The organism is Corynebacterium sp. LaCa_282, from assembly GCF_057198125.1.
The window spans coordinates 452,622-476,131 of sequence record NZ_CP191095.1; the positions used below are offsets into that span (position 1 = coordinate 452,622).

General features: G+C 57.7%; 22 protein-coding genes, 1 tRNA gene and 1 rRNA gene. 17 read left to right on the top strand and 7 right to left on the bottom strand.

Annotation, left to right across the window (positions count from 1 at the left end; genetic code table 11):
* Positions 1 to 119: 119 nt before the first annotated feature.
* The 6 genes from rrf (at position 120) to ACP8KU_RS02080 (ending at position 6,697) form a co-directional block, all read left to right on the top strand.
* Positions 120 to 237: ribosomal RNA gene (rrf, locus tag ACP8KU_RS02055) — 5S ribosomal RNA — on the top strand.
* A gap of 273 nt (positions 238 to 510) precedes the next feature.
* A complete protein-coding gene (locus tag ACP8KU_RS02060; protein WP_484483901.1) occupies positions 511 to 1,452 on the top strand; it encodes a hypothetical protein in 942 nt (313 codons plus the stop codon).
* Positions 1,453 to 1,537: 85 nt separating this feature from the next.
* Entirely contained in the window at positions 1,538 to 2,773 is a 1,236-nt protein-coding gene (locus tag ACP8KU_RS02065) for an IS256 family transposase (protein ID WP_023016495.1), read from the top strand.
* Between the two features lie 235 nt (positions 2,774 to 3,008).
* Entirely contained in the window at positions 3,009 to 3,299 is a 291-nt protein-coding gene (locus ACP8KU_RS02070; RefSeq protein ID WP_484484145.1) for an HNH endonuclease, read from the top strand.
* 125 nt (positions 3,300 to 3,424) lie between these two features.
* The gene (locus ACP8KU_RS02075; RefSeq protein ID WP_484483902.1) at positions 3,425 to 4,153 is read left to right on the top strand and encodes an ABC transporter ATP-binding protein; all 729 of its coding nucleotides are present in this window, start codon (positions 3,425 to 3,427) and stop codon (positions 4,151 to 4,153) included.
* A complete protein-coding gene (locus ACP8KU_RS02080) occupies positions 4,154 to 6,697 on the top strand; it encodes an ABC transporter permease (RefSeq protein ID WP_237801541.1) in 2,544 nt (847 codons plus the stop codon).
* On the opposite strand, the gene ACP8KU_RS02085 is transcribed toward ACP8KU_RS02080, so the two are convergent.
* The 4 genes from ACP8KU_RS02085 to ACP8KU_RS02100 all read right to left on the bottom strand — a co-directional run bounded on the left by ACP8KU_RS02085 (position 6,694) and on the right by ACP8KU_RS02100 (position 10,783).
* Complete coding sequence (locus ACP8KU_RS02085; protein ID WP_237801540.1) at positions 6,694 to 8,889, bottom strand: bifunctional lysylphosphatidylglycerol flippase/synthetase MprF; 2,196 nt, start codon at positions 8,887 to 8,889, stop codon at positions 6,694 to 6,696. The genes ACP8KU_RS02080 and ACP8KU_RS02085 overlap by 4 nt on opposite strands.
* Positions 8,858 to 10,063 carry an alpha/beta hydrolase gene (locus tag ACP8KU_RS02090; protein ID WP_237801539.1) on the bottom strand — a complete coding sequence of 402 codons (1,206 nt, stop codon included), beginning with the start codon at positions 10,061 to 10,063 and terminating at the stop codon, positions 8,858 to 8,860. Before ACP8KU_RS02090 ends, ACP8KU_RS02085 begins: the two co-directional genes overlap by 32 nt.
* 61 nt (positions 10,064 to 10,124) lie before the next feature.
* Positions 10,125 to 10,484 (bottom strand): fluoride efflux transporter FluC, encoded by a 360-nt coding sequence (locus tag ACP8KU_RS02095; RefSeq protein WP_237801538.1) that lies wholly within the window; start codon positions 10,482 to 10,484, stop codon positions 10,125 to 10,127.
* On the bottom strand, positions 10,481 to 10,783 hold the full coding sequence (locus ACP8KU_RS02100; protein WP_237801537.1) for a fluoride efflux transporter family protein: 303 nt from the start codon (positions 10,781 to 10,783) through the stop codon (positions 10,481 to 10,483). Before ACP8KU_RS02100 ends, ACP8KU_RS02095 begins: the two co-directional genes overlap by 4 nt.
* An 85-nt stretch (positions 10,784 to 10,868) precedes the next feature.
* On the opposite strand from ACP8KU_RS02100, the gene ACP8KU_RS02105 reads away from it, so the two are divergent.
* The 3 genes from ACP8KU_RS02105 (at position 10,869) to ACP8KU_RS02115 (ending at position 12,243) form a co-directional block, all read left to right on the top strand.
* Positions 10,869 to 11,315 (top strand): MauE/DoxX family redox-associated membrane protein, encoded by a 447-nt coding sequence (locus tag ACP8KU_RS02105; protein WP_237801536.1) that lies wholly within the window; start codon positions 10,869 to 10,871, stop codon positions 11,313 to 11,315.
* 53 nt (positions 11,316 to 11,368) lie between these two features.
* Positions 11,369 to 12,094 carry a DsbA family protein gene (locus tag ACP8KU_RS02110; RefSeq protein WP_023029188.1) on the top strand — a complete coding sequence of 242 codons (726 nt, stop codon included), beginning with the start codon at positions 11,369 to 11,371 and terminating at the stop codon, positions 12,092 to 12,094.
* A gap of 76 nt (positions 12,095 to 12,170) precedes the next feature.
* Positions 12,171 to 12,243, top strand: a tRNA-Ala gene (locus ACP8KU_RS02115).
* A gap of 49 nt (positions 12,244 to 12,292) precedes the next feature.
* Here the strand turns inward: ACP8KU_RS02115 and ACP8KU_RS02120 are convergent.
* Complete coding sequence (locus ACP8KU_RS02120; protein WP_023016962.1) at positions 12,293 to 13,090, bottom strand: GDSL-type esterase/lipase family protein; 798 nt, start codon at positions 13,088 to 13,090, stop codon at positions 12,293 to 12,295.
* Between the two features lie 114 nt (positions 13,091 to 13,204).
* Between ACP8KU_RS02120 and ACP8KU_RS02125 the strand changes: the two genes are divergently transcribed.
* Complete coding sequence (locus ACP8KU_RS02125) at positions 13,205 to 13,942, top strand: fructosamine kinase family protein (RefSeq protein ID WP_023016963.1); 738 nt, start codon at positions 13,205 to 13,207, stop codon at positions 13,940 to 13,942.
* Here ACP8KU_RS02125 and nadE read toward each other — a convergent pair.
* A complete protein-coding gene (gene nadE, locus ACP8KU_RS02130) occupies positions 13,939 to 14,760 on the bottom strand; it encodes an ammonia-dependent NAD(+) synthetase (RefSeq protein WP_023030294.1) in 822 nt (273 codons plus the stop codon). The two genes, ACP8KU_RS02125 and nadE, sit on opposite strands and share 4 nt — an antisense overlap.
* A 27-nt stretch (positions 14,761 to 14,787) precedes the next feature.
* On the opposite strand from nadE, the gene ACP8KU_RS02135 reads away from it, so the two are divergent.
* The 5 genes from ACP8KU_RS02135 to nrdE all read left to right on the top strand — a co-directional run bounded on the left by ACP8KU_RS02135 (position 14,788) and on the right by nrdE (position 19,669).
* Positions 14,788 to 16,137 carry a sugar porter family MFS transporter gene (locus ACP8KU_RS02135; RefSeq protein WP_284612749.1) on the top strand — a complete coding sequence of 450 codons (1,350 nt, stop codon included), beginning with the start codon at positions 14,788 to 14,790 and terminating at the stop codon, positions 16,135 to 16,137.
* A 127-nt stretch (positions 16,138 to 16,264) separates the two neighbouring features.
* Complete coding sequence (ykgO, locus tag ACP8KU_RS02140; protein ID WP_003847162.1) at positions 16,265 to 16,387, top strand: type B 50S ribosomal protein L36; 123 nt, start codon at positions 16,265 to 16,267, stop codon at positions 16,385 to 16,387.
* Between the two features lie 369 nt (positions 16,388 to 16,756).
* Positions 16,757 to 16,996, top strand: a complete 240-nt coding sequence (gene nrdH / locus ACP8KU_RS02145) for a glutaredoxin-like protein NrdH (protein ID WP_023029185.1) — start codon at positions 16,757 to 16,759, stop codon at positions 16,994 to 16,996.
* 24 nt (positions 16,997 to 17,020) lie between these two features.
* On the top strand, positions 17,021 to 17,452 hold the full coding sequence (nrdI, locus tag ACP8KU_RS02150) for a class Ib ribonucleoside-diphosphate reductase assembly flavoprotein NrdI (protein ID WP_005277734.1): 432 nt from the start codon (positions 17,021 to 17,023) through the stop codon (positions 17,450 to 17,452).
* A gap of 54 nt (positions 17,453 to 17,506) precedes the next feature.
* The gene (gene nrdE / locus ACP8KU_RS02155; protein WP_126319713.1) at positions 17,507 to 19,669 is read left to right on the top strand and encodes a class 1b ribonucleoside-diphosphate reductase subunit alpha; all 2,163 of its coding nucleotides are present in this window, start codon (positions 17,507 to 17,509) and stop codon (positions 19,667 to 19,669) included.
* On the opposite strand, the gene ACP8KU_RS02160 is transcribed toward nrdE, so the two are convergent.
* Complete coding sequence (locus ACP8KU_RS02160; RefSeq protein WP_484483903.1) at positions 19,666 to 20,352, bottom strand: FadR/GntR family transcriptional regulator; 687 nt, start codon at positions 20,350 to 20,352, stop codon at positions 19,666 to 19,668. The genes nrdE and ACP8KU_RS02160 overlap by 4 nt on opposite strands.
* A gap of 130 nt (positions 20,353 to 20,482) precedes the next feature.
* Between ACP8KU_RS02160 and nrdF the strand changes: the two genes are divergently transcribed.
* Together nrdF and ctaD are read left to right on the top strand one after the other, a co-directional pair.
* A complete protein-coding gene (gene nrdF / locus ACP8KU_RS02165; protein ID WP_023016968.1) occupies positions 20,483 to 21,472 on the top strand; it encodes a class 1b ribonucleoside-diphosphate reductase subunit beta in 990 nt (329 codons plus the stop codon).
* A 322-nt stretch (positions 21,473 to 21,794) separates the two neighbouring features.
* A complete protein-coding gene (gene ctaD, locus ACP8KU_RS02170) occupies positions 21,795 to 23,489 on the top strand; it encodes an aa3-type cytochrome oxidase subunit I (RefSeq protein ID WP_005277744.1) in 1,695 nt (564 codons plus the stop codon).
* The last annotated feature ends 21 nt before the right edge of the window (positions 23,490 to 23,510 follow it).

The following is a 23,510-nucleotide window of genomic DNA, read 5'->3' on the forward strand; positions in this document are numbered from 1 at the left end:
TGGACTTGTTCTAGCGAGTAAACAAACAAGAAAACACATTATCGTGTGTGTCGCGTCCACTATGCAGTATCTGACACAACACCACACGCACATGTGGTGGGTAGTGTTCTGATAGGTTTGTCGGTGGTCAATAGCTACAGGGAAACGCCCGGTCCCATTCCGAACCCGGAAGCTAAGCCTGTACGCGCTGATGGTACTGCAACCGGGAGGTTGTGGGAGAGTAAGTCACCGCCGACACCAAACAACAAAACAACAAAATAGTGTTTATACGGTAGTCCCCGAAAGACCAACCACCCTGATTCGTTGGGGTGGTTGGTGTTTCGGGGACTACTTGGTGTTTTACCCCCGTTGGTATTTGCGACGTGTACTCTGTCGAGCTGGGGGAATGCGTGGTAGGTGTCGTGGTGTTACCCCCTACTGTCAGGTGTGGTGGATAGGGTGAATCCGTGTTAGACGAAAACACATTCGACACTTTTAAGGGTGTAGTACACCCCGGGGGATACGGTTACGATGACAAGTAGCACACCACCACCTACCACGACAGACCACGAGCCAGTTGGCGACACCACGCTGGGGAATACCCGTAAAGCCGGCGAGCCACTGGACTACGACACCAACACTGATCCTGATTACGACTCTGATGGTGAGGCTGTGGGGGAGGTACCGGTAGTCTTTTTTGCCACCAACACCCCAGACAATCCTATTGCTGCAGCTGGAGCACACGCCCGGAAGAACTCCTGGTTTTTCTACCAATCACTCCTTCCAGACCTCGACGACGACGTCGATCTGACACTGACGAGCCTGGCTAAAGATTTAGGCCTAACCTACAGCACCCTGTCGGGGATTATCAGGGCACATTTCCGCATGCAAGAACTACCCCTAGTCGCAGCGACCAACATGGAGCAGTGGATCCTGGATACACCACGCCTGCGGGTTATTGATAGGGAAATAGAACGCGTAGGCGACAACCACGACCACATAGGCCTCGTGGATGCCGCCCTGGCAGACTTTCTCACCCCGACAGCACCGTGCCAGCATGTGCCCACGGTGGCGGATATCCGCCGGTTTATCCGCGACTTCATCGACACCCACCACCTGGCAGACGACGAGACAGACGAGGTCGAACCCACCCTCAACGTGTCAGTGCATAACAACCGCGCCACCATGAGCCTGACGTGTGATAAAGCTACGGCCGCTATTATCGCCCGCCACATCGATTCCCAAGCAGACAATAATCAGTGCGGTGCTGGTGAGGCGCTTATCCAACTCATCTTGGATAACACCAATACCAAAGTTGCGATTAATACCTTCACCACCGCAGCCGCCAGTAACCCCGACCACAATGACGGTTCCGGAACTGGTGCCGCCGGGACTGCAGATACAAAGGTCTACTTCCCAGGCTACGGCTGGTCCCACAGGTTGCGTCCAGTAGCGTGGTGTATCTGTAACTGACGGTGGGCCCCTTATGAATGAGGCCGGCGACCACCGTAGTACCTTTCGATTCCGTAACCACACTTCCTCGAAAGGGATAACCACGATGGCCGCTAGCCCATATTCTATAGACCCGACTACCTACTTAGACGAATTGCTTGCCCAAGCATCCCCAGATCTCATGCGCGAGATGCTTCAAGGATTCATCAACCAAATCCTATCGACTCAAGCAGACCAGATCTGCGGCGCCGACTACGCCACCACGTCTAAGTCTCGAACCAATGTCCGCAATGGCTACCGCCACCGCGATCTTGATACTCGCGTTGGCACCATTGATGTCGCTGTACCCAAACTACGTACCGGGTCATTTTTCCCGGACTGGTTATTGCAACGACGCACTCGGGCAGAACGAGCACTAACAACCGTAATAGCTACCTGCTATTTAAAAGGCGTGTCCACACGCAGGATGAACGATCTCGTCGCCAGTTTGGGAATTAATAATCTTTCAAAGTCGCAGGTATCTGACATGGCTAAAGACCTGGACGAGATGGTCGAAGACTTCCGTACCCGACCACTCGATACCGGTCCATACCTGTATGTTGCCTGTGATGCATTGACCATGAAAGTCCGCGAAGGAGGACGCGTGGTCAAAGCTTCCGTCCTCGTGGCTACCGGGGTTAATGCCGAAGGCTATCGTGAGCTATTGGGCATGCAGGTTGCTACATCTGAGTCTGTGGCGTCGTGGACTGGGTTCTTTAGGGATCTTAAAGCTCGCGGACTTAATGAGGTCTATCTTGTCACCAGTGACGCGCATCTAGGAATCCAGCATGCGATTAGTGACGTGTTGCCGAATGCGTCCTGGCAGCGGTGTCGAACGCACTTTTCTAAAAACCTGTCTTCGATGGTTGCCAAGACCCAGTGGCCAACCCTATCGGCGATGTTTCATACGATATTCCAGCAACCAGACTCGGAATCGGTGTGGTCCCAAGCACGTGAGGTCGTAGCGTTTTGTGAAGATAAATTCCCCCACGTTGCCAGCTACCTGGAAGAAGCCCTCGACGAGCTCTTAGCTTTTACCAACGCCCCGAAATCCGTCTGGAAGAAAGTCTGGTCGAATAACCCTACTGAACGGCTCAATCGTGAAATCCGCAGGCGTACGGATGTTGTAGGCATCTTCCCCAATCGTGACGCTGTCGTGCGCCTTGTTGGTGCTGTCCTAGCAGAACAACACGATGACTGGATCCAGCAAAACCGCTACATGTCACTAACCAGCCTGGAACAGACCAAAGCATTGATTACCGCCAACGTCATAGACGCTGACACCACCAAGGAGGTCGCATGAACCAGTTAAAGCACCGAGCACGTGCTGGCCCCTGACACCATCACACTGCATGCTCTATCGAAAGGTAGAAACACCACTCAAACGGACTTGACCGTCCCACATTAAAAACCTAGAAAACATTGACACCTTCACCCGACACTTAAAACCAAAAGAAACCGAAAGCTACCAGCCCACCAGCCACATCCGCGCCTACACACAAGGAAGAGACCTCACCTGCCGCTGGCCCGGATGCACCATCCCAGCACACAAATGCCAACTCGACCACCGCATCGAATACAACGACGGCGGACCCACCAGCCCCGATAATCTTGTGACTTTGTGCCAGCATCACCACAACATCAAAACCGACAAACGCGTCCACTACATCATGGACCCGGTCACCGGCACCATCGCCTGGCTACACCAAGACGGCACCTACCACATAGACCACCCCACCGGGCCACTAGCCACCACAAACACACACTGGCACTACACCTGGACACAATTCCTCAACCACAAAAGAAACAAACACAACAAACAAAAATAAAACCCCACCAACCCAACACCACCACACCAGTGCGCCCAAATCAGCCCATGGGATGATGGGGCACTGCGGACAGGCGGGTTACTATGTAGAAAGGTAATTTCCCATTTACAAGGAGAACACGCTTTATGACTGATGCCGCGGCACGCGCCGTTGACTTGTTTAAGCAATACGGAAGCGATGACACGGCCGTTATCGCCCTTGATCACGTTTCCATCGAGTTTGGAAAGAACCAATTCACGGCCATTATGGGCCCTTCGGGTTCGGGCAAGTCCACGTTGATGCACACGATGGCAGGGTTGGACTCTGCTACCTCTGGCTCGGCGTTTATCGGAGATACCGATATGTCCCACCTCAATGACAAGGAAATTACGGCGCTGCGCCGAGACCGCCTGGGATTCATCTTCCAATCCTTCAACTTGGTTCCCACCTTGACGGCTGCGGAAAACATCACGCTGCCGACCGATATTGCGGGCAAGGACGTCGATAAGCAGTGGTTCGAAGAAGTCACGCGTCGCCTGGGGCTGGCGGAGCGCTTGGAGCACCGTCCGGCGGAGCTGTCTGGTGGTCAGCAGCAGCGTGTGGCCTGTGCTCGCGCCTTAGTGTCGCGGCCGGAGATTATTTTTGGCGATGAGCCTACGGGTAACTTGGACTCCAATTCTTCGGCCGAGGTATTGGATATTCTGCGCACTGCGGTGGACCAGGATAACCAGACTGTGGTCATTGTGACGCACGATGCTAAGGCGGCATCGTACGCCGATCGCGTTGTTTTCCTTGCTGATGGCAAGCTCGTTAACGAACTGCAGGATCCAACGATGGAGGCCATTCACAATGTAATGGCAGAGATTGAGGGTTAAATGGCACGCGGAAACGCAATGCGCAGGGTATCCGTGCGCAATATTTTGGCGCATAAATTGCGCCTTGGCCTGACAATTCTGGCGGTGGTTTTGGGCACCGCCTTTATTGCTGGCTCTTTCATGTTCACTAACTCATTGAAGGCCACTTTTGATTCTGCGGTGGATAACCAATTCCGCGGGGTAGACGCGGTGGTCAGTGAGAACGATGACAGCGACCAGAAGCTGGATGAAGGGCTGCGCAAGCAGCTGCTTGATGATGATGACGTTAAAAACATCAACGTCGCTGACTCGCAGACTGTGGTTGTTGCCGATGAAAACTCGGAGGCCTTCCAAACCCAAAGCGGTACTGCGAGCCTCGTGCCGTACTATTCCGCGGATAAAACCGTCGGTGGCGCGAGCGAACTCACGGAAGGCGATGAGCCAAAGGCCAAAGATGAGGTAACGATCAATTCGTCCGCTGCGGAGAAATACGATATCTCCGTTGGTCAGAAGCTTTTGGTGGTTCATCCGGATAGCCAGGATGAGGTTAAGGTTACGGGCATCGTGGAGCCGCCGGTGGAGCAGGGCGATAGCATCGAACTGCGCATGGACGAGTCGGATTACCTAGAACGCTTTGGTGATCCCTCCCAGCTGAAGGTCTCTGCCGCCGATGGTGTGGATGCGAATGCGCTTGTCGATGACCTGAATGACAAGTTCGACATCAAAGCCGAGTCCGGTGAGCGCCTTGCAGAGCAGACCAGTGAGGCAATGACCGAGGCATTGAAGTTTGTGAACTACTTCCTCGTTGCCTTTGGTCTGATCGCCTTGTTGGTGGGCACGTTTATTATCGCCAATACCTTCTCCATGATCGTGGCCCAGCGCATTAAAGAGTTCGCGCTTTTGCGCGCATTGGGCGCGTCGCGCCGCCAGATCACCAATTCCGTTGTGGTGGAGTCCGTCATCGTGGGTGTGCTGGGGTCTATCGTCGGTGTCGTTGCCGGTGTGGGATTGGTCGCGGTTATCAAGGCGGTGATGGGTGCCAACGGTATGGACATCGGCGGTGGCCTGGGCTTGAGTGTTTCTGCCGTGGTGGTCCCGATTATTTTGGGCACGATTGTTACCGTGGTCTCCGCATGGGCTCCGGCGCGGCGCGCGGGTGCCGTGGAGCCGGTTGAAGCGATGCGCACGACGGAGTCGGCCTCCGGTTCTTCGCTGAAGGTCCGCACGATTTTCGGTGCGATCCTCATGATTGGCGGCATTATTGCGGCGTTTGCGGGCGTGCTTAGCGATGCCGAAACGAACGTCCGCGCCATCCTCGTCGGCCTCGGCGCCGTCGGGGTGATTATCGGCTTCTTCTTGGCTGGGCCAGCGCTTTCTTTGCCGCTGGTGCCAACGCTGGGCAAGGCTATTGGGGCGCCCTTCGGGTCCATCGGCAAGCTGGCCGCTACCAACTCTCGGCGTAACCCGCGCCGCACTGCCGCCACGGCCTTTGCCCTGACCTTGGGCGTGGCATTGGTCACGAGCATCGGCATGCTGGGCCAGACAATGAAGGCCTCCATCTCTGATACCGTGGACCAAAATATTACGTCGGACTATATTTTGTCCGGTCCGAGCTCCGGAAACTTCCCGACGCCGAAGGAAACCGGCGAGCGTGCCGCAGAGGCAGACGGTGTGGATAAGGTCATTACCGTTGGCTCGGCCCCGGTTGCCGTGGACGGTCAGGCCTCCTTGGACTTTGGCGCCGGCGGGTTGTTCACCGTGACGGTGGATGCTGACCCCACCTCGATGCTGGCGATGAACATGGTGGAAGGCGATGCCAATATTGAAGGCGGCTTTGCCGCCACGGAAGACTTCGCCAAAGAAAATGGCTGGAAGGTAGGAGAGACCTACGAGGTCACCGGCAGCAAGCCGGGCAAGACTGCGGAAGCCAAACTGGTCGGCACCTTTGAGCCCATCGAGACCATTCAAAATATGGTGGTTTCGCAGGACGTGGCAGAAGAAGTCGCCGCTGACGGAGAATTCTCTGTGCAGATGGTGGGCGTATTAGGTAAAGAAGGCTACGACAAGGAAGAGCTACGCCAGAACCTCGAGGATGCCGTCAAGGATCTCGTGGTGGTGCAGGTCAACACCGGTAAGGAATATGCGGGTCAGGCCGCTGGCTTCATCGACCAGATGCTGGCCATTCTCTACGGTCTTCTCGCACTCGCCGTGATCATTGCCGTGCTGGGCATTGTCAATACCTTGACCTTGGGTGTTATCGAGCGCCGCCAGGAGATTGGCATGTTGCGTGCGGTGGGTACGCAGCGCCGCCAAATCCGCCGGATGATCACGCTGGAGTCGGTGCAGATTTCGCTCTTTGGCGCAATCATGGGCATCCTCATCGGCCTCGGCTTGGGCTGGTCCTTCATCGAGATCCTGAATGACCAAGGCCTTGGCGGTGCCGAGGTTCCGTGGGGCATGCTGGTGATCATGCTGCTGGGATCCGCGGTTGTGGGCGTCATCGCAGCGGTATGGCCATCGCAACGCGCGGCAAAGACGCCGCCGCTGGAGGCGATTGCGGATTAATGCTTGGACATCCAGGCCTTGACCGCATCCGTGGTCTTGAGGTCTGGAAGGTAGGCGTGCACGGTCGCTAGACCGATATTAGGAAGTTTCAGCTCGTCGTCGTAGCACAGGAACCAAGGGTGCTCTTCGGGCTGGAACTTCTTTTTGCTTGCTGCCAGGCTTTGGAATCCATATAAGGGCTCTACTTCTTTGCCTAGCCGGTGCAGGAGGTTATCGAGCCACGTTGGCGCTGCGGCTTCGCCGGCGAGGGGAGCGCCGGATAAAGAAATCCAGGCGCAGCCCTCGGAGTGGGCGATGAGCATGGCTTCTGAAATAAGTAGTTCCATGACGCCTTTGAATCCGTGCTCATTGCGTCGCATGACGTCGAGCGTGTAGCCCGCTATGCAACCTTTTTCAAAGACCGGCATCCAACTGGTCACGCCGTGGAGCGTACCGTCTTGGTCTTCGGCTACAAGAAGGCGGGTGCCGAGGACTTTCATTTCTTCCAGTCCACCCAGGGTAAAGCCCATTTCGGGGAGGGCCTTGTCTGACACCCATTCCTCACTCAGCGCGGTGATCTTGGCAATGGTGGCAAGATCAATGTCGTTCCAGCAGGTCCAGCGGGTATGAATTCCTTCTTTTACGGCCTTATTGCGGGCGGTGCGGATGTTTTGGAATTTTTTGCCCTTAAACTCCACGGTGCGGCAGGGTAAAACGGCTTCTTCCGCAACCTGGACGTGCTTGAGCTCGGGATGGGACGCGGCGAAGTCCGCCCCCACGGAATACCACGCCACGTCCCAGCCTTGATCAGAGGCAAAAGCGGAAAATTCGGCGCTGATGTCGTTTCCAATAGGAGAGCCCAGGGTTAAGGCGATTCCGTTGGATACGCGGTAGGCAACGTAGGAATCTTCGTGGAAGAAATAACGATTAGATTTCCATAGCGTCATAAAAGATAAATGGTCTCCGGTGCCGGACTCGAGGAGGCGTCGCGCGGTGCGGAGATCCTCCTCGTGCGCGGGGTCAGTAGGCCGGGAAAAGCCGCGGTAGAGGCGGAAGGCGACAAAGATCCAGAAGGCATTGCCTATCCATTCATAGACGAACCACGATATGGAGGACGCCGGGATGACGTAGTGGGGCAGGATCATGGCCACGATGGTGGGCAGGAAGCGCAAAGGGGTTTCAGCGAGCACGCGGGGAAGTGGGTCGTGCAGCAGCGCGATACCAATCCACAATCCGGCCCCAACCAGCGCAATCAGGGCGCTCAACAGTACCGTGCGCAGGAGATACGTACGGTTTTCATGGGTGCGGAATAACCTGCGGTTAGCTAGCAAGATTCCGAGGACGCACAACCATGGCAGCGTAACGGGGATGAGGCTGGGGAGAGAAGGGTTAGTGTTCCATAGCTGGTAGATGAGCAGTGCTAGGGCTATGACCTGGGAGGCTACTGCGAGCCGCCACGCGGTGATGCGCCCGCGCACTAGGCCGAAACAAAAAACGAGCTGCAGGATGAGCGGAAGTAGGTTAGCCACCATCGGGCCGATGCCATGGGCGCGGGCGAGGTCCAGGGTATCTGAGCTAGGCTCCCATAGCAGTCGCGTGACCTCGGAGAAGGGCCCTTGCGCCAGCGGGTCCAAGGCGATAAATGCTGGGCCTATCGCCACGCAGGCGACGCACACGGCGATGAGCACGCGTTGCTCGCGGGTCGACGGCGTACCAGAGGCAGGCTTCGCGAGTAGTTGGCCGGCGGTGATGGATAGGGCGGCGGTGATGGTGCCGAGGGCATCGGAAAGCGTGCCGGAATACAGCACGTATGTCGCGGTCAAGGAGACGATGGTGATGCGGAAGCGGCGGCGCCACAAGCGCGGCATGAACGCAGAGGCAAACCCAGCCGCCCCCACGATGAAACCAATCGGGCTAAGATACGCGGTGCTATCGGGCCACTGCTTGGCGATGCCCAGCGTCAACGGCACCCCAATCGCCGTCGTCGCAAGGCCGGCAAGGAGCGTGTAGGCGGAGCCGAGGCGCCACTCGGCAGGGGCCAGCCAGATGACGAGAAGCACGGTCAAGATGATGGAGGCGCCTGGATGCGCCGTAGTCAGCGTGAGCCACGGCTTCAAAGGGAAATCAACGAGGTGCAGCGACCACATCACCGCCAGCAGGCCGATGGATACGGGAAACTTTCTAAGAACGGACATCATTTTCTCCAATTCCATCGAAGGGATCGCGGTCTACCTGTAGGCCGCCGCGGGTTGCCGCCCACGCAAAAGACTCGCGCAAGGCGGGGCGCCAGACCTGGAAGGAATGGCCGCCCGGGCGGGTGCCGAAGTAGGTCTTCATTCCAGCGGCGCGGGCTTTATCCGAAAGAGAGCGCAAGGCGGTGACGGACTCAGTATCATCGTCCCCGGCAATGAAAATGGCCTGCAGGTTGTCATAGTGCTTGCGTTCCAATAGGTGAGCGGGGTCTTGATTGTTATAGGCAGCTTCATCACCGTGGAAGAATTTGTGCACCGTGGCGGAATGGGTGCCGATGGTAGGTTCCGCCTCACCGGAGATATCGATTACCGAGCCAAAGGCAGCGGGGTGAGTGGTGGCTATCTGCAGCGAGCAGGTTCCGCCATAGCTAAGACCACCGACTGTCCAGGTGTGCTGGTCGGGATTGACCTGGAACTTCTTTTTAATGGCGTGGGGAACATCCTGGGTAAGATAGGTCATGACTTGGGCAATATCGCTATCGGCGCAGATAGGGTTCGCGGTTTCAGAGCCAGTGGCATCAACGGAGACGACGATGGGGCTGCGCCCGCCGTTGGCCGCTTGGAATTGATCGGCGGTTTCGGCCGCCTCCCCCGAACCGAACCACTGATCCGGGCCGCCGGGGTTTCCATGGAGGAGCATGAGGACTGGGAGATTGTGATCCGTCCAATAAGCTGGTGGAATATACGCCGTGGCGGTGCGCGGGGAGAAATGAGAGGCGGTGCCGGGGAGATCGACGTGGACGATGGCGGCGCCTGAATGGGTAGAGGTGAATTCGTTGTAGTCCATTTCCTTGGCCACCGGGCGAGGATCCAAGGAACCGACATCCGGATAGGTCTGGTATTCCATATTGACCAAGCCGACGGTGGCGAGGATCGAAAAAATACCCGCCACGACCGTGACCACCTTGGGCTTGCGAAGAAGCGCGGCCAAAGGGACTACGGAGGCTAGGTAGATGTGCCAGGGGACTTCCCAGTGGCGGAGGAAGAACCAGGCAATGCCGCAGGCAATAGCGGCTATGGCCAGTGGCCACATCTTCTTCTGGGCAATAACGATAATCGCCGTGATGACGAGGATGAGGAGGAATATGACTCCGTTGACGGGCTCGGCCAACGGCAAGTTCATAAAGAAGTTCACACCGGAAATGGTAGGCCTGTGCTGGGGAAATGTGTTTAGGAGAAAGCTGGGAGTTGTCTACCTAGATCCCGTGATAGATAAGGCCGGCCCACATTACTCCGCGCCAGGCGAGGACCACTCCGATCCCGATGGTCCAAAACAGGTACTTACACAGCGGCCACCAGTGCCGCTGCTTGACCATTTCCCCAAGCTCTTTCGCCATGGTGGACCACGTAGAAAGACCACCGGCGAGGCCGAGGGCGAAGAGGGGATGGGCAAAGGGGGCATCGGCAAGCTGCGCAAAGCCCACCGCTAGGCCAAAGACCAAGGCACCTAGGATATTGGATACGAAGGTGCAATACGGCGAGGGCAGCAGGCGGGTAAAGCCGTAGCGCGCCGCGCCGCCGAAAAAGCCGCCGATAAGGACGAAGAGCAGGTTCATCGCAGCTTATCCCCAGCGAGGTAGGCGGCGGTGCAGCCCACGAGGGTGGCCGCGACATAGGCCAGGGCGATGCTCCAGTGGGAGTCTGCGGTGAAGAAAGCAAAGCCAGCAAAGCTGGTGAAACCGCCTAAGAAGCCGGTTCCCCAAAAGGGGCCCGGGCGGGTATAGCCCATCAGCGCGCTGCCGGCAATGTTGAGGATAAGCAGTGGGATCAGCCCGCCGCCGAGCGCGATGGTTAAAAGATAACGGGTCCCGGCGCCGAGTGCGGCACCGGAACCGACGGTCAAGGAGTGTGGCATGAGGCCCATTATAGTGGGCGAAGTCTCAGGAAAAGCACAGGGGTTTGTGTCCGAAAAGGGGAGGTTAAACGCTAAACTAATCCGCGTGAATAACGCGTTTGATGTGGTGAGCTTTATTGCCCGCTTTGGCATGGCGGCGGTGTGGATCATCGCTGGCGTAGAGAAGATGGCGCACCCGCTGGATACCCTGCAATCCATCAAGGCCTATGAGATTTTCACGCCGGAATGGTCTGGGTATTTGGCCCAGCTCATTGGGCCGCTGGAGCTAGTGGGTGGAATGCTGCTCTTGCTGGGGATTTTCCTTCGCGAGTCTTCCAAGGTAGCGGCCGTGGTCATGGTGCTTTTCATGGTCGGCATCCTGCAGGCATGGCTGCGTGGGCTGGATATCGATTGCGGGTGCTTTGGTGCTGGTGACGCTACTGCGGAGCCGGGCATGAACTATGGGCTGACGCTGCTTCGCGATGCCGCCTTCCTCGCCCTTACCGCATGGACCATCAAACGCCCGTTCACGAAATTTGCGCTCCACCCGTAGCGGTGGGCACAGTAGGTTGCAAGAGTCCGAAAGTATCAACAGGCAAGGTTTAAATGAGCAAAGTAAGTGACCCGAATGCCAAGTCTGGCAATGGTTTCATCTGGGGCGTCGGCGTCCTCCTCGTCATTATCGCTGTGGTCATTGGCTACATCGTGTGGAATGGTAAGCAGGCCAATGAAATCGAGGTGCAAGACGTCAACATGTCCATGGACTATAAGGACAACGCGATTACCCTGAAGTCCGATGCGGCCGATGACGATACTCCAGAGGTAGACCTGTACGAAGACTTCTCCTGCCCCCACTGCGCGGATCTGGCGGAAAACACCGATGAGGACATGAAGCAGGCGATTGAGGACGGCAAGCTGATTGTCCACGTGCGCACGCTGAACTTCCTAGACGGCGAGGATGTCGAAAACGAGGACGGTTACTCCACCAAGGCCGTCGCAGCCATGTCAGAGCTGGCTAAGTCTGGCGACGTAAAGACCTACTGGAATTTGCGCGACTACATGATGAAGAACCAGCAGAGCATCGCCACTAAGTGGGATATCGAGGACATCGCTGACCAAGCCAAGGAACTCGGCGCCGAGGATGACGTGGTTGATTCCATCAAGAACGTGGATATCAAGCAGGGCAATAAGGTGGCCAAGGCCAACTACGATAAGCTGAATAAGGCAACCGGCTCGGTTTCCTCGCCGCGCATTGTCCAGGATGGCAAGGATATTCCGGACCGTGAATCCGGCGAGTCCTTGAATGACTGGGTAGACATCGCCACCAAGTAGCAGGCGATTTGGTGAGTTAAATACTTGCCATGTATATTCATACGAGTTGCGGCCCACAGGGTTGCACCTCGTATATGGGGCTATGGCGCAGCTGGTAGCGCACCACACTGGCAGTGTGGGGGTCACGGGTTCGAATCCCGTTAGCTCCACAAATTAAGAGTCTCGAGAGGCTAGATAGCTTCTCGAGACTCTTTTTCCTTACTTCAGCGAGTGGCCGATGAGTTCGCCCAGCGCGTGGGTGCCGTTGGCGTTGAGGTGCAGCGGCAGGTTACCTGGTGCCGGTGGCAGCGGGTCTACTAGGTTGACCCACCAGCGGTCAGGAGAGCAGTTATCGTGGCCCGTGGAAATCGGGTGAGCGTCCAAGAAGGAAGCGCCGTTCTGCTCGGCTACCTCGCGCAGGGTGTTTTGCAGGCGCTCTTCGGTAGAAGCAACCCTGCTAGCCGGAATCGGGATGGTGGCAGAGGTCAGGCACGCGGAGTTGTTATTGGAGACCCGCGGGTATCCCACGATGGTTACCTTGGCATTCGGCGCAAAGTGGTGGGCGACATCGATGGCGCTGCGCATGCCGGTGCGCAGGAAGTGCTCGGAAGCCGCGATATTGTCCTTGTGCGGGTAAGTGTCATTTGCGCCGGCGTGGATGACAACATTCCTAGTCTCGGGGTTGAGATCCCCGTTGCGGGCGGCCGTGCGCAGGGTGTCATCGATGTGCTGGCCGCCGGTGCCAAAGGATGCGCCGGCGCACTGGTACTGATCCACATGCGCACCGGATACCCGCGTCATTTCGTTGGCGATGGAGTTATCGGTAATGCAACCGACCTTGGTGTTTGCTTTTATACCGGCGCGGTTTTGCGCGTAATCAAGGAAATTAGGGTTGGCGACGACGCTATCGCCCGTCAGGACCGTATTGCCAGGCACGGCCGCGGTAGCGACGGTGCTACCTCCCACGAGTGCGGCAGTGCAAGCGGCAATCGCGGCAAGTTTACTGAAGTTTTTCATGGTGTACCTCAAGGCTTCCGCAGGGACGGAAGCCACACTGATAGGGGATGATTAAGGCCACGATGATCCTAAAGGTTTTCTGGGACAAGCAAAAATGGAGTAGCGAAAATCGTTATGCTGGCGGGTATGCAGACTTTCTCGAAGCGAGTACGCGATGAAGATCAAGCAGGCGCCGAAGCCGCCGGATTGCGGTGGCTGGCGGAAGCCACGGATGCGGTAGTCACCGTCGTGCGCGCGGACGGGAAGGAAATCGTAACCAAGCGCATTGACGAGGTAGCGCCCACTCCAGAGGCCGCGCGGAAGTTTGGTGCGGAGCTCGCGCGCATGCACCGCGCCGGGGCCGCGGCTTTTGGCAGCGCGCCGGAGGGATGGGAAGGCAAAAACTTCATCGGCACCATTGAACAGGAGTGCACGCCCACCGATAACTGGGGTGAATTTTATACCCAGCAGCGCGTGCTGCCCTTTGCGGAGCCGGCCGGAATCAGCACCGCGCAGCGGGACCTGGTCAAGCGGGCCTGCGATGCCATTGCCGCCCGTAGCTGGGACGTGGCGCCCGCGCGCATCCACGGTGACCTGTGGGCGGGCAACCTGCTTTTCGATGCCCAGGGTGGCATCATGATCGATCCCGCCGCCCACGGCGGGCACCCGCACACTGATTTGGGCATGCTGGCCCTATTCGGCGCGCCCTATATAGAAGAAATCTTCCGCGGCTATGGGGCGCCGAAAGATATTGAAACCTGGATTCCCATGCACCAACTGCACCCGCTGGCCGTGCACGCGCTGACCCACGGCTCGGCGTATAACCGGCCGCTGGAGCGCGCGGCTCTTGCCACGCTGGAGGCGCTGGCCTAGGCGGTTGGCCCTTGCGGCATCTGGCGCTTGTGGATGCCGCGGTGCCACAGGGTCTCGATGCGCTCGCGGGCGGCATCGGGAACCGCCTTGCCCTCTAAGTAGTCATCGATGTGGGCGTAGGTGACGCCGAGCGCCTCTTCATCGGGAAGCTGCGGCTTATCGTCTTCCAAATCCGCGGTAGGGACCTTGGACCAGGTGGACTCCGGCGCGCCCAGGTGCTTGAGCAAAGCCGCGCCTTGGCGCTTATTCAGCCCGGCCAGAGGGAGTAGGTCTGCCGCGCCATCGCCCCACTTGGTGTAGAACGCGGTGACGTTTTCGGCGGCGTGGTCCGTGCCCACAACGAGCGCGCCCACCTCGCCGGCGATGGCATATTGCGCGGTCATGCGCAGGCGCGCCTTGGCATTGCCGCGGTTGAAATCGTTCAAGGAATCTTGGCCTACCGCACGGGCGACCTCGTGGCTTAGCGCCGCGGTGGCCGGTTGAATATCAACGGTGAGCCGGCGATCGGGCTGGATGAAGTCGAGGGCGATTTGGGCATCATCCTCATCCGCCTGCGTGCCGTGGGGCAGGCGCACGGCCCAGAATTCGGCGCCTTCTACCCGCTCTACTGCTAGCTGGGTGAGTTTTCCCGCCAAGGTGGAATCCTGGCCGCCGGAAATGCCTAGCACGTAGCCTTTGGCATGGGTCATTTCCAAGTATTCCACGAGGAAATCCACGCGGCGGGCAATTTCCTCTTCTGGATCGATAAAGGGGCGTACATCCAGCTGTTTTATGATGGATTGTTGCAAGTTTTCGGCATCGGGTGACATGACGTTCATCGTAGTCTCCTGACACAATTGCGTGCTGTGAATAAAGAAAGTTATGTCAAGGTAGTTGCAGGAATTGCCGCCCTTGGCGGTTTATTATTTGGATACGACACCGGCGTGATGTCCGGTGCTTTGCTGTATATCACCCCGGAATTTAATATGACCGCCCACCAAGAGGGCTGGGTGACCTCCATGCTGCTGGTGGGTGCCGCGGTGGGCGCGTTGACCGCAGGCCGCATCGCGGACCGTTTTGGCCGCCGCTTTACGCTGATTGCCGGCGGCATCATTTTCGTTTTGGGCTCTATCTGGTGCGCGCTGGCTGGATCGGTGACGATGCTGGCCACGGCCCGTACCTTCTTGGGCTTTGCCGTCGGTGCGGTATCCATTGTTTCGCCCATGTATATCTCAGAGATGGTGCCGGCCAAGATCCGCGGGCGCATGGTCTCCCTGAATACCCTGTTGATCGTGGTAGGCCAGTTGTTGGCCTACCTGGTAAATTCTGCCCTCGCGCCCACGGAAAGCTGGGAATGGATGCTGGGGCTTGCAGCCGTACCGGGTGCCGCCCTCGCCGTCGGCATGCTCTTCTTGCCAGAGACCCCAGTCTGGCTCGCCACGCATAACAAAATGGCGCGGGCCCGCGAGGTCGCAGGCCGCGCCGGGATGGATCTGGCAGAGCTTACCTCCCAAGAAACGGCGCGCCGTTCCAGCGGCTCCGAGTGGAAGGCACTGAAGGCCAATCGTTGGATGCAGGTGACGGTATTGCTCGCCATGCTGATGGGCCTGACCCAGCAGATTACCGGCGTTAATGCCATCGTCTACTTCGCGCCCACCATGATGAGCCAGGTGGGGATTTCTACCACCAACTCGGTCTATACCTCGATTGTCATTGGCGTGGTATCCGTTATTGCCTGCTGGGTGGGCCTCAAGGTGGTCGACCGCATCGGTCGCAAACGCCTGCTGCTCATCGGCCTGACCGGCAACGTGATTTCGCTATTCATCTTGTCCGTGGCGTACTCGCACGCCGCCGATTCCACCACGATGGCGATGGTCTCGCTGGTATTTATGGCCTCGTTCATTGCCTTCCAGCAAGCAGCGGTCTCGCCGACGACCTGGTTGCTCATCTCGGAGCTCGTGCCCCTGCAGGTGCGCGGCTTGGGCATGGGCATCGCCGGGCTCTCGCTGTGGGCCACCAACTGGGCCGTGGCCCAGTACTTCCTGCCGCTGGTGGAGTGGCTCACCGGCCCAGTGGCCTTTGGCGTCTTTGGCGTGCTGGGGCTCATCGCCATCGGCTACACCCGCATTTTGGTACCAGAGACCATGGGACGTAGCCTGGATGAGGTAGGCGAGGAGATGAAATCCCGCTACTCGCGGGAATCCGCACCCCATTAAGCCCTAGTGTTTTGGTCTTAATGGCCGCGTGAGGTAAAATTATTCCTCGTGTCATGGCTGGGGATTCCCAGTCCGTGCTTTATTTACTCAACCGCATGTAGATTGCGCATAACGAAAGGAGCGCCCGATGAAGGTCCGTAAGTCCCTTCGGTCGCTGAAGAAGAAGCCGGGCGCCCAGGTTATTCGCCGCCACGGTAAGGTCTTCGTGATCAACAAGAAGGATCCCCGTTTCAAGGCTCGTCAGGGCTAATTGAAACTTAAGGAAGTCCGCCTCCTCCGAGCGTTCGGAGCGGGGCGGATTTTTCGTTTCTACGCCTCGACGCCGGAATGTGAACTTTGCCACATGTTTAGGTGAACAGAAGGTAAACCCGCAGGAATGTCAGGCGTGTAGTTTCATGGTTGGGTGCCGGGGTGGTCAACATGTGGGGTCTCGCCCCTGGTCCTCCTGGGAATATCATGGGTGTAACTACTATATGTTGTGTCAGTTGCGGTCAATTCCCCCAAAGTATAGTGTCGTTGGTGTCGCTCAGAGCGGTGCAGGAAGTGGCCCGAAAAGGGGTCAGAACCTCCGCTTTCTACGAGCAAAAGCTATCTCGCAAAAGGATTTTAGGGAGTTATTATGTCTATCACCGTCTACACCAAGCCCGCTTGCGTTCAGTGCAACGCCACCAAGAAGGCCCTTGACCGCGCGGGTCTGGATTTCAACGTGGTAGATGTCACCGTGGACGATGAAGCCCGTGACTACATTATGGCTCTGGGCTACGTCCAGGCACCCGTCGTAGAAGCAAACGGCGAGCACTGGTCCGGCTTCCGCCCTGACCGCATCAAGAACCTTGCAGCACTAGCCGCCTCTGCGTAAGCAGCCGAGGAGGGAGGTGCCGTCATGTTGGTCGTGTATTTTTCCTCTACTACGGAAAATACGCACCGGTTCGTGCAGAAGCTAGGTTTCCCTAGCGCACGAATCCCCTTGCGCCGCACCGATGAGCCGCTAGTGGTTAACGAGCCTTTCGTCTTGGTGTGCCCCACCTACGGCGGGGGAGCCTCCATTAGCCACCAAAACTCCCGGCCCGTACCGGTGCAGGTAATTAGATTCCTTAATAATGAGCACAACCGCAGTTTTATTCGGGCGGTTATCGCCGGAGGAAATAGCAACTTCGGCGCCGATTTTGGCAAGGCTGGTGACGTCATCAGCGCCAAATGTAAGGTGCCCTATGTATATCGTTTCGAGTTGCTCGGAAACGATGAAGATATAAAAATTTGTCGCGAAGGCCTGCTGGCTAATGCTTCCCAGTTGGGACTGGATGAGGCCGCCTAGCCGCGGTGCGACACACCTAATAGAATCCTGATTTTAAGAAAGGCCGCGTCAGCTGTGAGTACGCAATTGGGAAAGACCGTAGCAGAGCCAGTATCGCAGGAAGAGCAGCTGGATTACCACGCGCTCAACGCCATGCTGAATCTCTACGACGGAGACGGCAAGATTCAATTTGATAAGGACCGCGAGGCCGCCAATCAGTTCTTCTTGCAGCACGTTAATCAGAACACGGTCTACTTCCACGACTTGGAAGAAAAGATCGATTACCTGGTGCGCAATAAGTACTATGACCCAGCGGTCATTGAGGCTTATGACTTCGAGTTCATCAAGTCCCTATTCAAGCGCGCCTACTCTTATAAGTTCCGCTTCAAGTCCTTCCTTGGCGCCTATAAGTACTACACCAGCTATACGCTGAAGACCTTCGACGGCCGCCGGTACTTGGAGCGCTTTGAGGACCGCGTCTCTATGACGGCGCTTTTCCTTGGTGATGGCGATGGTGAGCTGGCAGAGCGCCTCGTCGATGAGATCATGACCGGCCGCTTCCAGCCGGCTACGCCGACCTTCCTGAATGCCGGCAAGCAGCAGCGCGGAGAATTGGTTTCCTGCTTCCTGCTCCGCATCGAAGACAATATGGAATCCATCGGCCGTTCCATCAACTCCGCGCTGCAGCTGTCCAAGCGCGGCGGCGGCGTGGCCCTGCTGCTGTCCAATATCCGCGAATCCGGCGCGCCGATTAAGCACATCGAGAACCAGTCTTCCGGCGTCATTCCGGTGATGAAGATGCTGGAGGATGCATTCTCCTACGCTAACCAGCTCGGTGCGCGCCAGGGCGCGGGCGCGGTGTACCTCAACGCCCACCACCCGGACATCATGAACTTCCTCGACACCAAGCGCGAGAACGCGGATGAAAAGATCCGCATCAAGACGCTGTCCTTGGGCGTAGTGATCCCGGATATCACCTTCGAGCTGGCCAAGAAGAACGACGATATGTACCTGTTCTCGCCGTACGACGTCGAGCGCGTCTACGGTAAGGCCTTCGGCGATATCTCCGTTACCGAGCACTACGAAGAAATGGTCGAGGACCCGCGCATCCGGAAGAAGAAGATCAACGCGCGCCACTTCTTCCAAACCGTGGCGGAGTTGCAGTTCGAGTCCGGCTACCCGTACATCATGTATGAAGATACGGTAAACCGCGCCAACCCGGTCAAGACCTCCCGGATTAATATGTCCAACCTGTGCTCGGAGATCTTGCAGGTCAACTCCGCTTCCGAGCTCAATGCGGATCTTTCTTATGACCAGGTGGGCAACGATATTTCCTGCAACCTGGGTTCGCTGAATATCGCCATGACCATGGACTCGCCGGACTTCTCCCAAACGGTGGAGACCGCGATTCGCGGGCTGACCTCGGTGGCGGATAAGACCTCCATCGATTCCGTTCCATCCGTGCGCAAGGGCAACGATGACTCGCACGCCATCGGCCTGGGCCAGATGAACCTGCACGGCTACTTGGGCCGCGAGCACATCGAGTACGGCTCCGAGGAGGGCTTGGACTTCACCAACGCCTACTTCGCGGCCATCATGTACGCCGCCCTGCGCGCCTCCAATAAGATCGCCCGCGAGCGCGACACGACCTTCACCGAGTTCCCCGAATCTGACTACGCCAGCGGCGAGTTCTTCGACTCCTACGATCCGGCGGAGTTCCAGCCGCGCACGGAAAAGGTCAAGGCTCTTTTCGATGCCTCCTCCATCTACACCCCCACCGCAGAAGACTGGGCGGAGCTGAAGGAGGACGTCGCCAAGTACGGCCTCTACAACCGCAACCTCCAGGCAGTGCCGCCGACGGGCTCGATTTCCTATATCAACAATTCCACCTCGTCCATCCACCCGATCGCCTCCAAGATTGAAATCCGCAAGGAGGGCAAGATCGGCCGCGTGTACTACCCGGCAGCGCATATGGATAACGACAACTTGGAGTACTTCAAGGACTCGTACGAGATTGGCTACGAGAAGATCGTTGATACCTACGCTGAGGCCACCAAGTACGTGGACCAGGGGCTATCGCTGACGCTGTTCTTCAAGGACACCGCCACCACCCGCGATGTGAATAAGGCGCAGATTTACGCTTGGCGCAAGGGCATTAAGACCTTGTACTACATCCGCGTGCGCCAGATGGCCCTGGAAGGCACCGAGATCGAGGGCTGCGTTTCCTGCATGCTCTAAGCGCGGGCTCGGTCCAGGATAGCGCGCGAGGTGCGCTCGGCGGCTTCGGCCTCGCCGGCGTCAATCTCCCGCGCTAAATCCATATGTAGCTGCGTCGTTCCGCGAATCGGATCCCGCTTGCGGGAACCAAAGACGGACTTGCCCTTCAAGATGGCCAGCAAGGCTGGCGCCAGCGCGGCAATCATCTCATTGCCGGAGGCCTCCAGGATGAGGGTATGGAATTGCAGGTCGGTTTCGAGTTCTTCGCCCACCCGTGGGGAAGGGGTGGTCTCGAGCTCGCTGAGCCTTCCTGCTAGCCGCAGCAATTCGCGGCGCTGCTGTGGGCTGGCATTGCGCGCGGCAAGCTGCGCCGCCACCGGCTCGACGCCAAGGCGCAGCTCGTTGAGGCGCGCGACCTGTTCCGCGCGCGTTTTATCGTGGCCCAGCCGCCACGAAATAACGGCGGGATCATAAACCGCCCAGCTGCTGCGCGGCAGCACCTTAAGGCCCACCCGGCGCCCAGAGGAAACCATCCCTAGATGCTCGAGGGTGCGCATGGCCTCGCGCGCCACGGTGCGGGAGATGGCAAAGCGCTTCTCGATGTCCCCAAGGCGAAACCGCGTGCCTTCCGCCATGTCCCCGCTGACTATATCCGTGCCCAGTTGGTCTACTACAGGGCCTAAAAGGGGAGTGGTTTCTGCCATCGTGAGGGCGTCCTTTCCTGGCTGTGCACTGCGCTTTTAATATAGGCGCGGTGCGGCGGGCTGAGGCGGGGCGGCATTGGGTATGCTGGGACTCGAAATTCTACACAGTGAAGCATTGGAGTGACATCGCGTGTCGCACGAATACGATGACTACGTTGCTAGTCATGACAGCCCGGTAAAAGCTATCAACTGGAATACCATCCCCGATGACAAAGACCTCGAGGTATGGGAGCGGTTGACCGGTAATTTCTGGCTCCCGGAAAAGGTCCCAGTCTCTAATGACCTCCCCAGCTGGAAGACGCTGACGGAAAAAGAAAAAGAAACCACCATGCGGGTCTTCACCGGCCTGACGCTGCTGGATACCATCCAGGGCACGGTGGGCGCGATCTCCCTGCTGCCGGATTCGCAGACCCTGCACGAGGAAGCGGTATATACCAATATTGCCTTCATGGAGTCGGTGCACGCCAAGTCCTATTCCAATATCTTTATGACCTTGGCCTCCACGCCGATGATCAATGACGCCTTCCGCTGGTCCGAGGAGAACGAGAACCTGCAGAAGAAGGCGAAGATCATCTTGTCCTACTACAACGGCGATGATCCGTTGAAGAAGAAGGTGGCCTCCACGCTGCTGGAGTCCTTCTTGTTCTACTCCGGCTTCTATCTGCCGATGTACTTCTCTTCCCGCGCGAAGCTGACCAATACCGCCGATATCATCCGGCTGATCATCCGCGATGAGGCCGTGCACGGCTACTACATTGGCTATAAATTCCAGCAGGAATACAAGAAGCTGGATGAAAAGCGCCAGGAAGAATTGAAGGACTACACCTTCGACCTGGCCTTTGAGCTCTATGACAACGAGATCGACTACACCGAGGATCTCTACGACGAGCTGGGCTGGACCGAAGACGTCAAGCGCTTCCTGCGCTACAACGCCAATAAGGCCCTGAATAACTTGGGCTTTGAAGGCCTCTTCCCAGCTGATGAGACCCGCGTCTCGCCGGCCATCTTGTCTTCTCTTTCGCCCAACGCCGATGAGAACCACGACTTCTTCTCCGGCTCGGGTTCGTCCTATGTCATCGGCAAGGCCGAGGACACCACGGACGATGACTGGGACTTCTAACCTTTCCCGCGCACCCTCGCTTTAACCTCAACCGAAAGGTTGATAACGAGCGGGGGTGCGTTTTTCGGTTTTTGACCTGCGTATCTGGCGCACGCTGTGACATGCGACACCACAACCTGGGCGAGAGAACGTAGGCCTTAAATGATGCCCGCCCCACGTGCAGGGGCTATGTGACGGTTGTGGTTATTGAGGGAATACCCCCAAGCTGGCAGACCTTTAAGGGAAGCTGGCAAGAACAGGGGAAAATGTCCTAATATAATCGAGGTAAACCTAGGTGTAGGTGGACCCAGTCCGCTGACACTTTGTTATTCAGGAGGATTCTATGACCGCTGTGGCGCCACGGGTCGACGATTACGTCGCTCCCACACGTCCAGAGCCAACCGGTAGGGAAAAGACCGGTTCAAAGGCTTGGGTATTTTTAACCACCACCGACCACAAGCAGCTGGGCATCATGTACTTGATCATGGCCTTCAGCTTCTTCTTCCTCGGTGGCTTTATGGCATTGCTGATCCGTGCGGAGCTTTTCACCCCGGGTCTGCAGTTCCTGTCCAATGAGCAGTTCAACCAGCTGTTCACCATGCACGGCACCGTGATGCTGCTGCTTTTTGCAACGCCAGTTGTCTGGGGCTTTGGTAACTACATCCTGCCGCTGCAGATCGGCGCACCGGACGTGGCCTTCCCGCGTCTGAACGCCTTTGGTTTCTGGGTTACCCTGCTCGGCGGTGTCGTCATGCTGCTGGGCTTTATCACCCCTGGTGGTGCGGCTGACTTCGGCTGGACCATGTACATGCCGCTTGCCGATGGCGTCCATACCCCCGGTATCGGCGCCGATATGTGGATCGTCGGTGTGGGCGCTACCGGTGTCGGTACCATTGCTTCCGCCATCAACATGATCACCACCATCCTGACCCTGCGCGCACCGGGCATGACCATGTTCCGCATGCCGGTCTTCTGCTGGGGTATCTTCACCGCTTCCGCCATCGTGCTGATGATCTTCCCGCTGCTGACCGCAGCCGCCTTGGGCGTGCTGTATGACCGCAAGCTGGGCGGCCACATCTACGATTCCGCTAACGGCGGTGCCATCCTGTGGCAGCACCTCTTCTGGTTCTTCGGCCACCCTGAGGTCTACGTCCTCGCGCTGCCGTTCTTCGGCGTTGTCTCCGAGATCGTCCCGGTCTTCTCCCGCAAGCCGGTCTTCGGCTACATCGGCTTGGTCTTCGCCATCCTGGCCATCGGCTCGCTGTCCATGGCCGTCTGGGCACACCACCTGTTCGTCACCGGCGCCATCCTGCTGCCGTTCTTCTCGTTCATGACGTTCCTGATTGCGGTGCCTACCGGTGTGAAGTTCTTTAACTGGGTCGGCACCATGTGGAAGGGCCACATCACCTGGGATACCCCGATGATTTGGGCCATGGGCTTCATGGCTACCTTCCTCTTCGGCGGTATGACCGGTGTTATGCTCGCCGCTCCGGCGCTGGACTTCCACTTGGCTGAGTCCTACTTCCTGATTGCGCACTTCCACTACACCCTGTTCGGTACGGTTGTGTTCTCCGCATTCGGTGGCCTGTACTTCTGGTTCCCGAAGATGACCGGCCGCATGCTGGACGAGCGCCTGGGCAAGATTCACTTCTGGTTGACCTTCATCGGCTTCCACGGCACCTTCCTGATTCAGCACTGGGTCGGCAACATGGGTATGCCGCGTCGCTACGCCGACTACCTCGAGTCTGATGGCTTCACGGTCTTCAACCAGATTTCCACCATCTTCTCCTTCGTCCTCGGCGCTTCCGTTATCCCGCTGGTATGGAACGTATTCAAGTCTTGGCGCTACGGTGAGGTCGTTACCGTGGATGACCCATGGGGCTACGGCAACTCCCTGGAGTGGGCAACCTCCTGCCCGCCTCCGGGCCACAACTTCACCTCCTTGCCACGCATCCGCTCCGAGCGTCCGGCATTCGAGCTGCACTACCCGCACATGGTTGAGCGCATGCGCGAGGAAGCTCACGTGGGCAAGCACTAAGCCCGCACTTTAACTCCTGAC

Bases quoted from the DNA above. Each gene is read 5' to 3' on its own strand.
- ACP8KU_RS02060 (WP_484483901.1), top strand. From the start codon at position 511: ATGACAAGTAGCACACCACCACCTACCACGACAGACCACGAGCCAGTT.
- ACP8KU_RS02065 (WP_023016495.1), top strand. From the start codon at position 1,538: ATGGCCGCTAGCCCATATTCTATAGACCCGACTACCTACTTAGACGAA.
- ACP8KU_RS02075 (WP_484483902.1), top strand. From the start codon at position 3,425: ATGACTGATGCCGCGGCACGCGCCGTTGACTTGTTTAAGCAATACGGA.
- ACP8KU_RS02080 (WP_237801541.1), top strand. From the start codon at position 4,154: ATGGCACGCGGAAACGCAATGCGCAGGGTATCCGTGCGCAATATTTTG.
- ACP8KU_RS02085 (WP_237801540.1), bottom strand. From the start codon at position 8,889: ATGGAATTGGAGAAAATGATGTCCGTTCTTAGAAAGTTTCCCGTATCC.
- ACP8KU_RS02095 (WP_237801538.1), bottom strand. From the start codon at position 10,484: ATGAACCTGCTCTTCGTCCTTATCGGCGGCTTTTTCGGCGGCGCGGCG.
- ACP8KU_RS02100 (WP_237801537.1), bottom strand. From the start codon at position 10,783: ATGCCACACTCCTTGACCGTCGGTTCCGGTGCCGCACTCGGCGCCGGG.
- ACP8KU_RS02110 (WP_023029188.1), top strand. From the start codon at position 11,369: ATGAGCAAAGTAAGTGACCCGAATGCCAAGTCTGGCAATGGTTTCATC.
- ACP8KU_RS02120 (WP_023016962.1), bottom strand. From the start codon at position 13,090: ATGAAAAACTTCAGTAAACTTGCCGCGATTGCCGCTTGCACTGCCGCA.
- ACP8KU_RS02125 (WP_023016963.1), top strand. From the start codon at position 13,205: ATGCTGGCGGGTATGCAGACTTTCTCGAAGCGAGTACGCGATGAAGAT.
- nadE (WP_023030294.1), bottom strand. From the start codon at position 14,760: ATGAACGTCATGTCACCCGATGCCGAAAACTTGCAACAATCCATCATA.
- ykgO (WP_003847162.1), top strand. From the start codon at position 16,265: ATGAAGGTCCGTAAGTCCCTTCGGTCGCTGAAGAAGAAGCCGGGCGCC.
- nrdH (WP_023029185.1), top strand. From the start codon at position 16,757: ATGTCTATCACCGTCTACACCAAGCCCGCTTGCGTTCAGTGCAACGCC.
- nrdI (WP_005277734.1), top strand. From the start codon at position 17,021: ATGTTGGTCGTGTATTTTTCCTCTACTACGGAAAATACGCACCGGTTC.
- ACP8KU_RS02160 (WP_484483903.1), bottom strand. From the start codon at position 20,352: ATGGCAGAAACCACTCCCCTTTTAGGCCCTGTAGTAGACCAACTGGGC.
- ctaD (WP_005277744.1), top strand. From the start codon at position 21,795: ATGACCGCTGTGGCGCCACGGGTCGACGATTACGTCGCTCCCACACGT.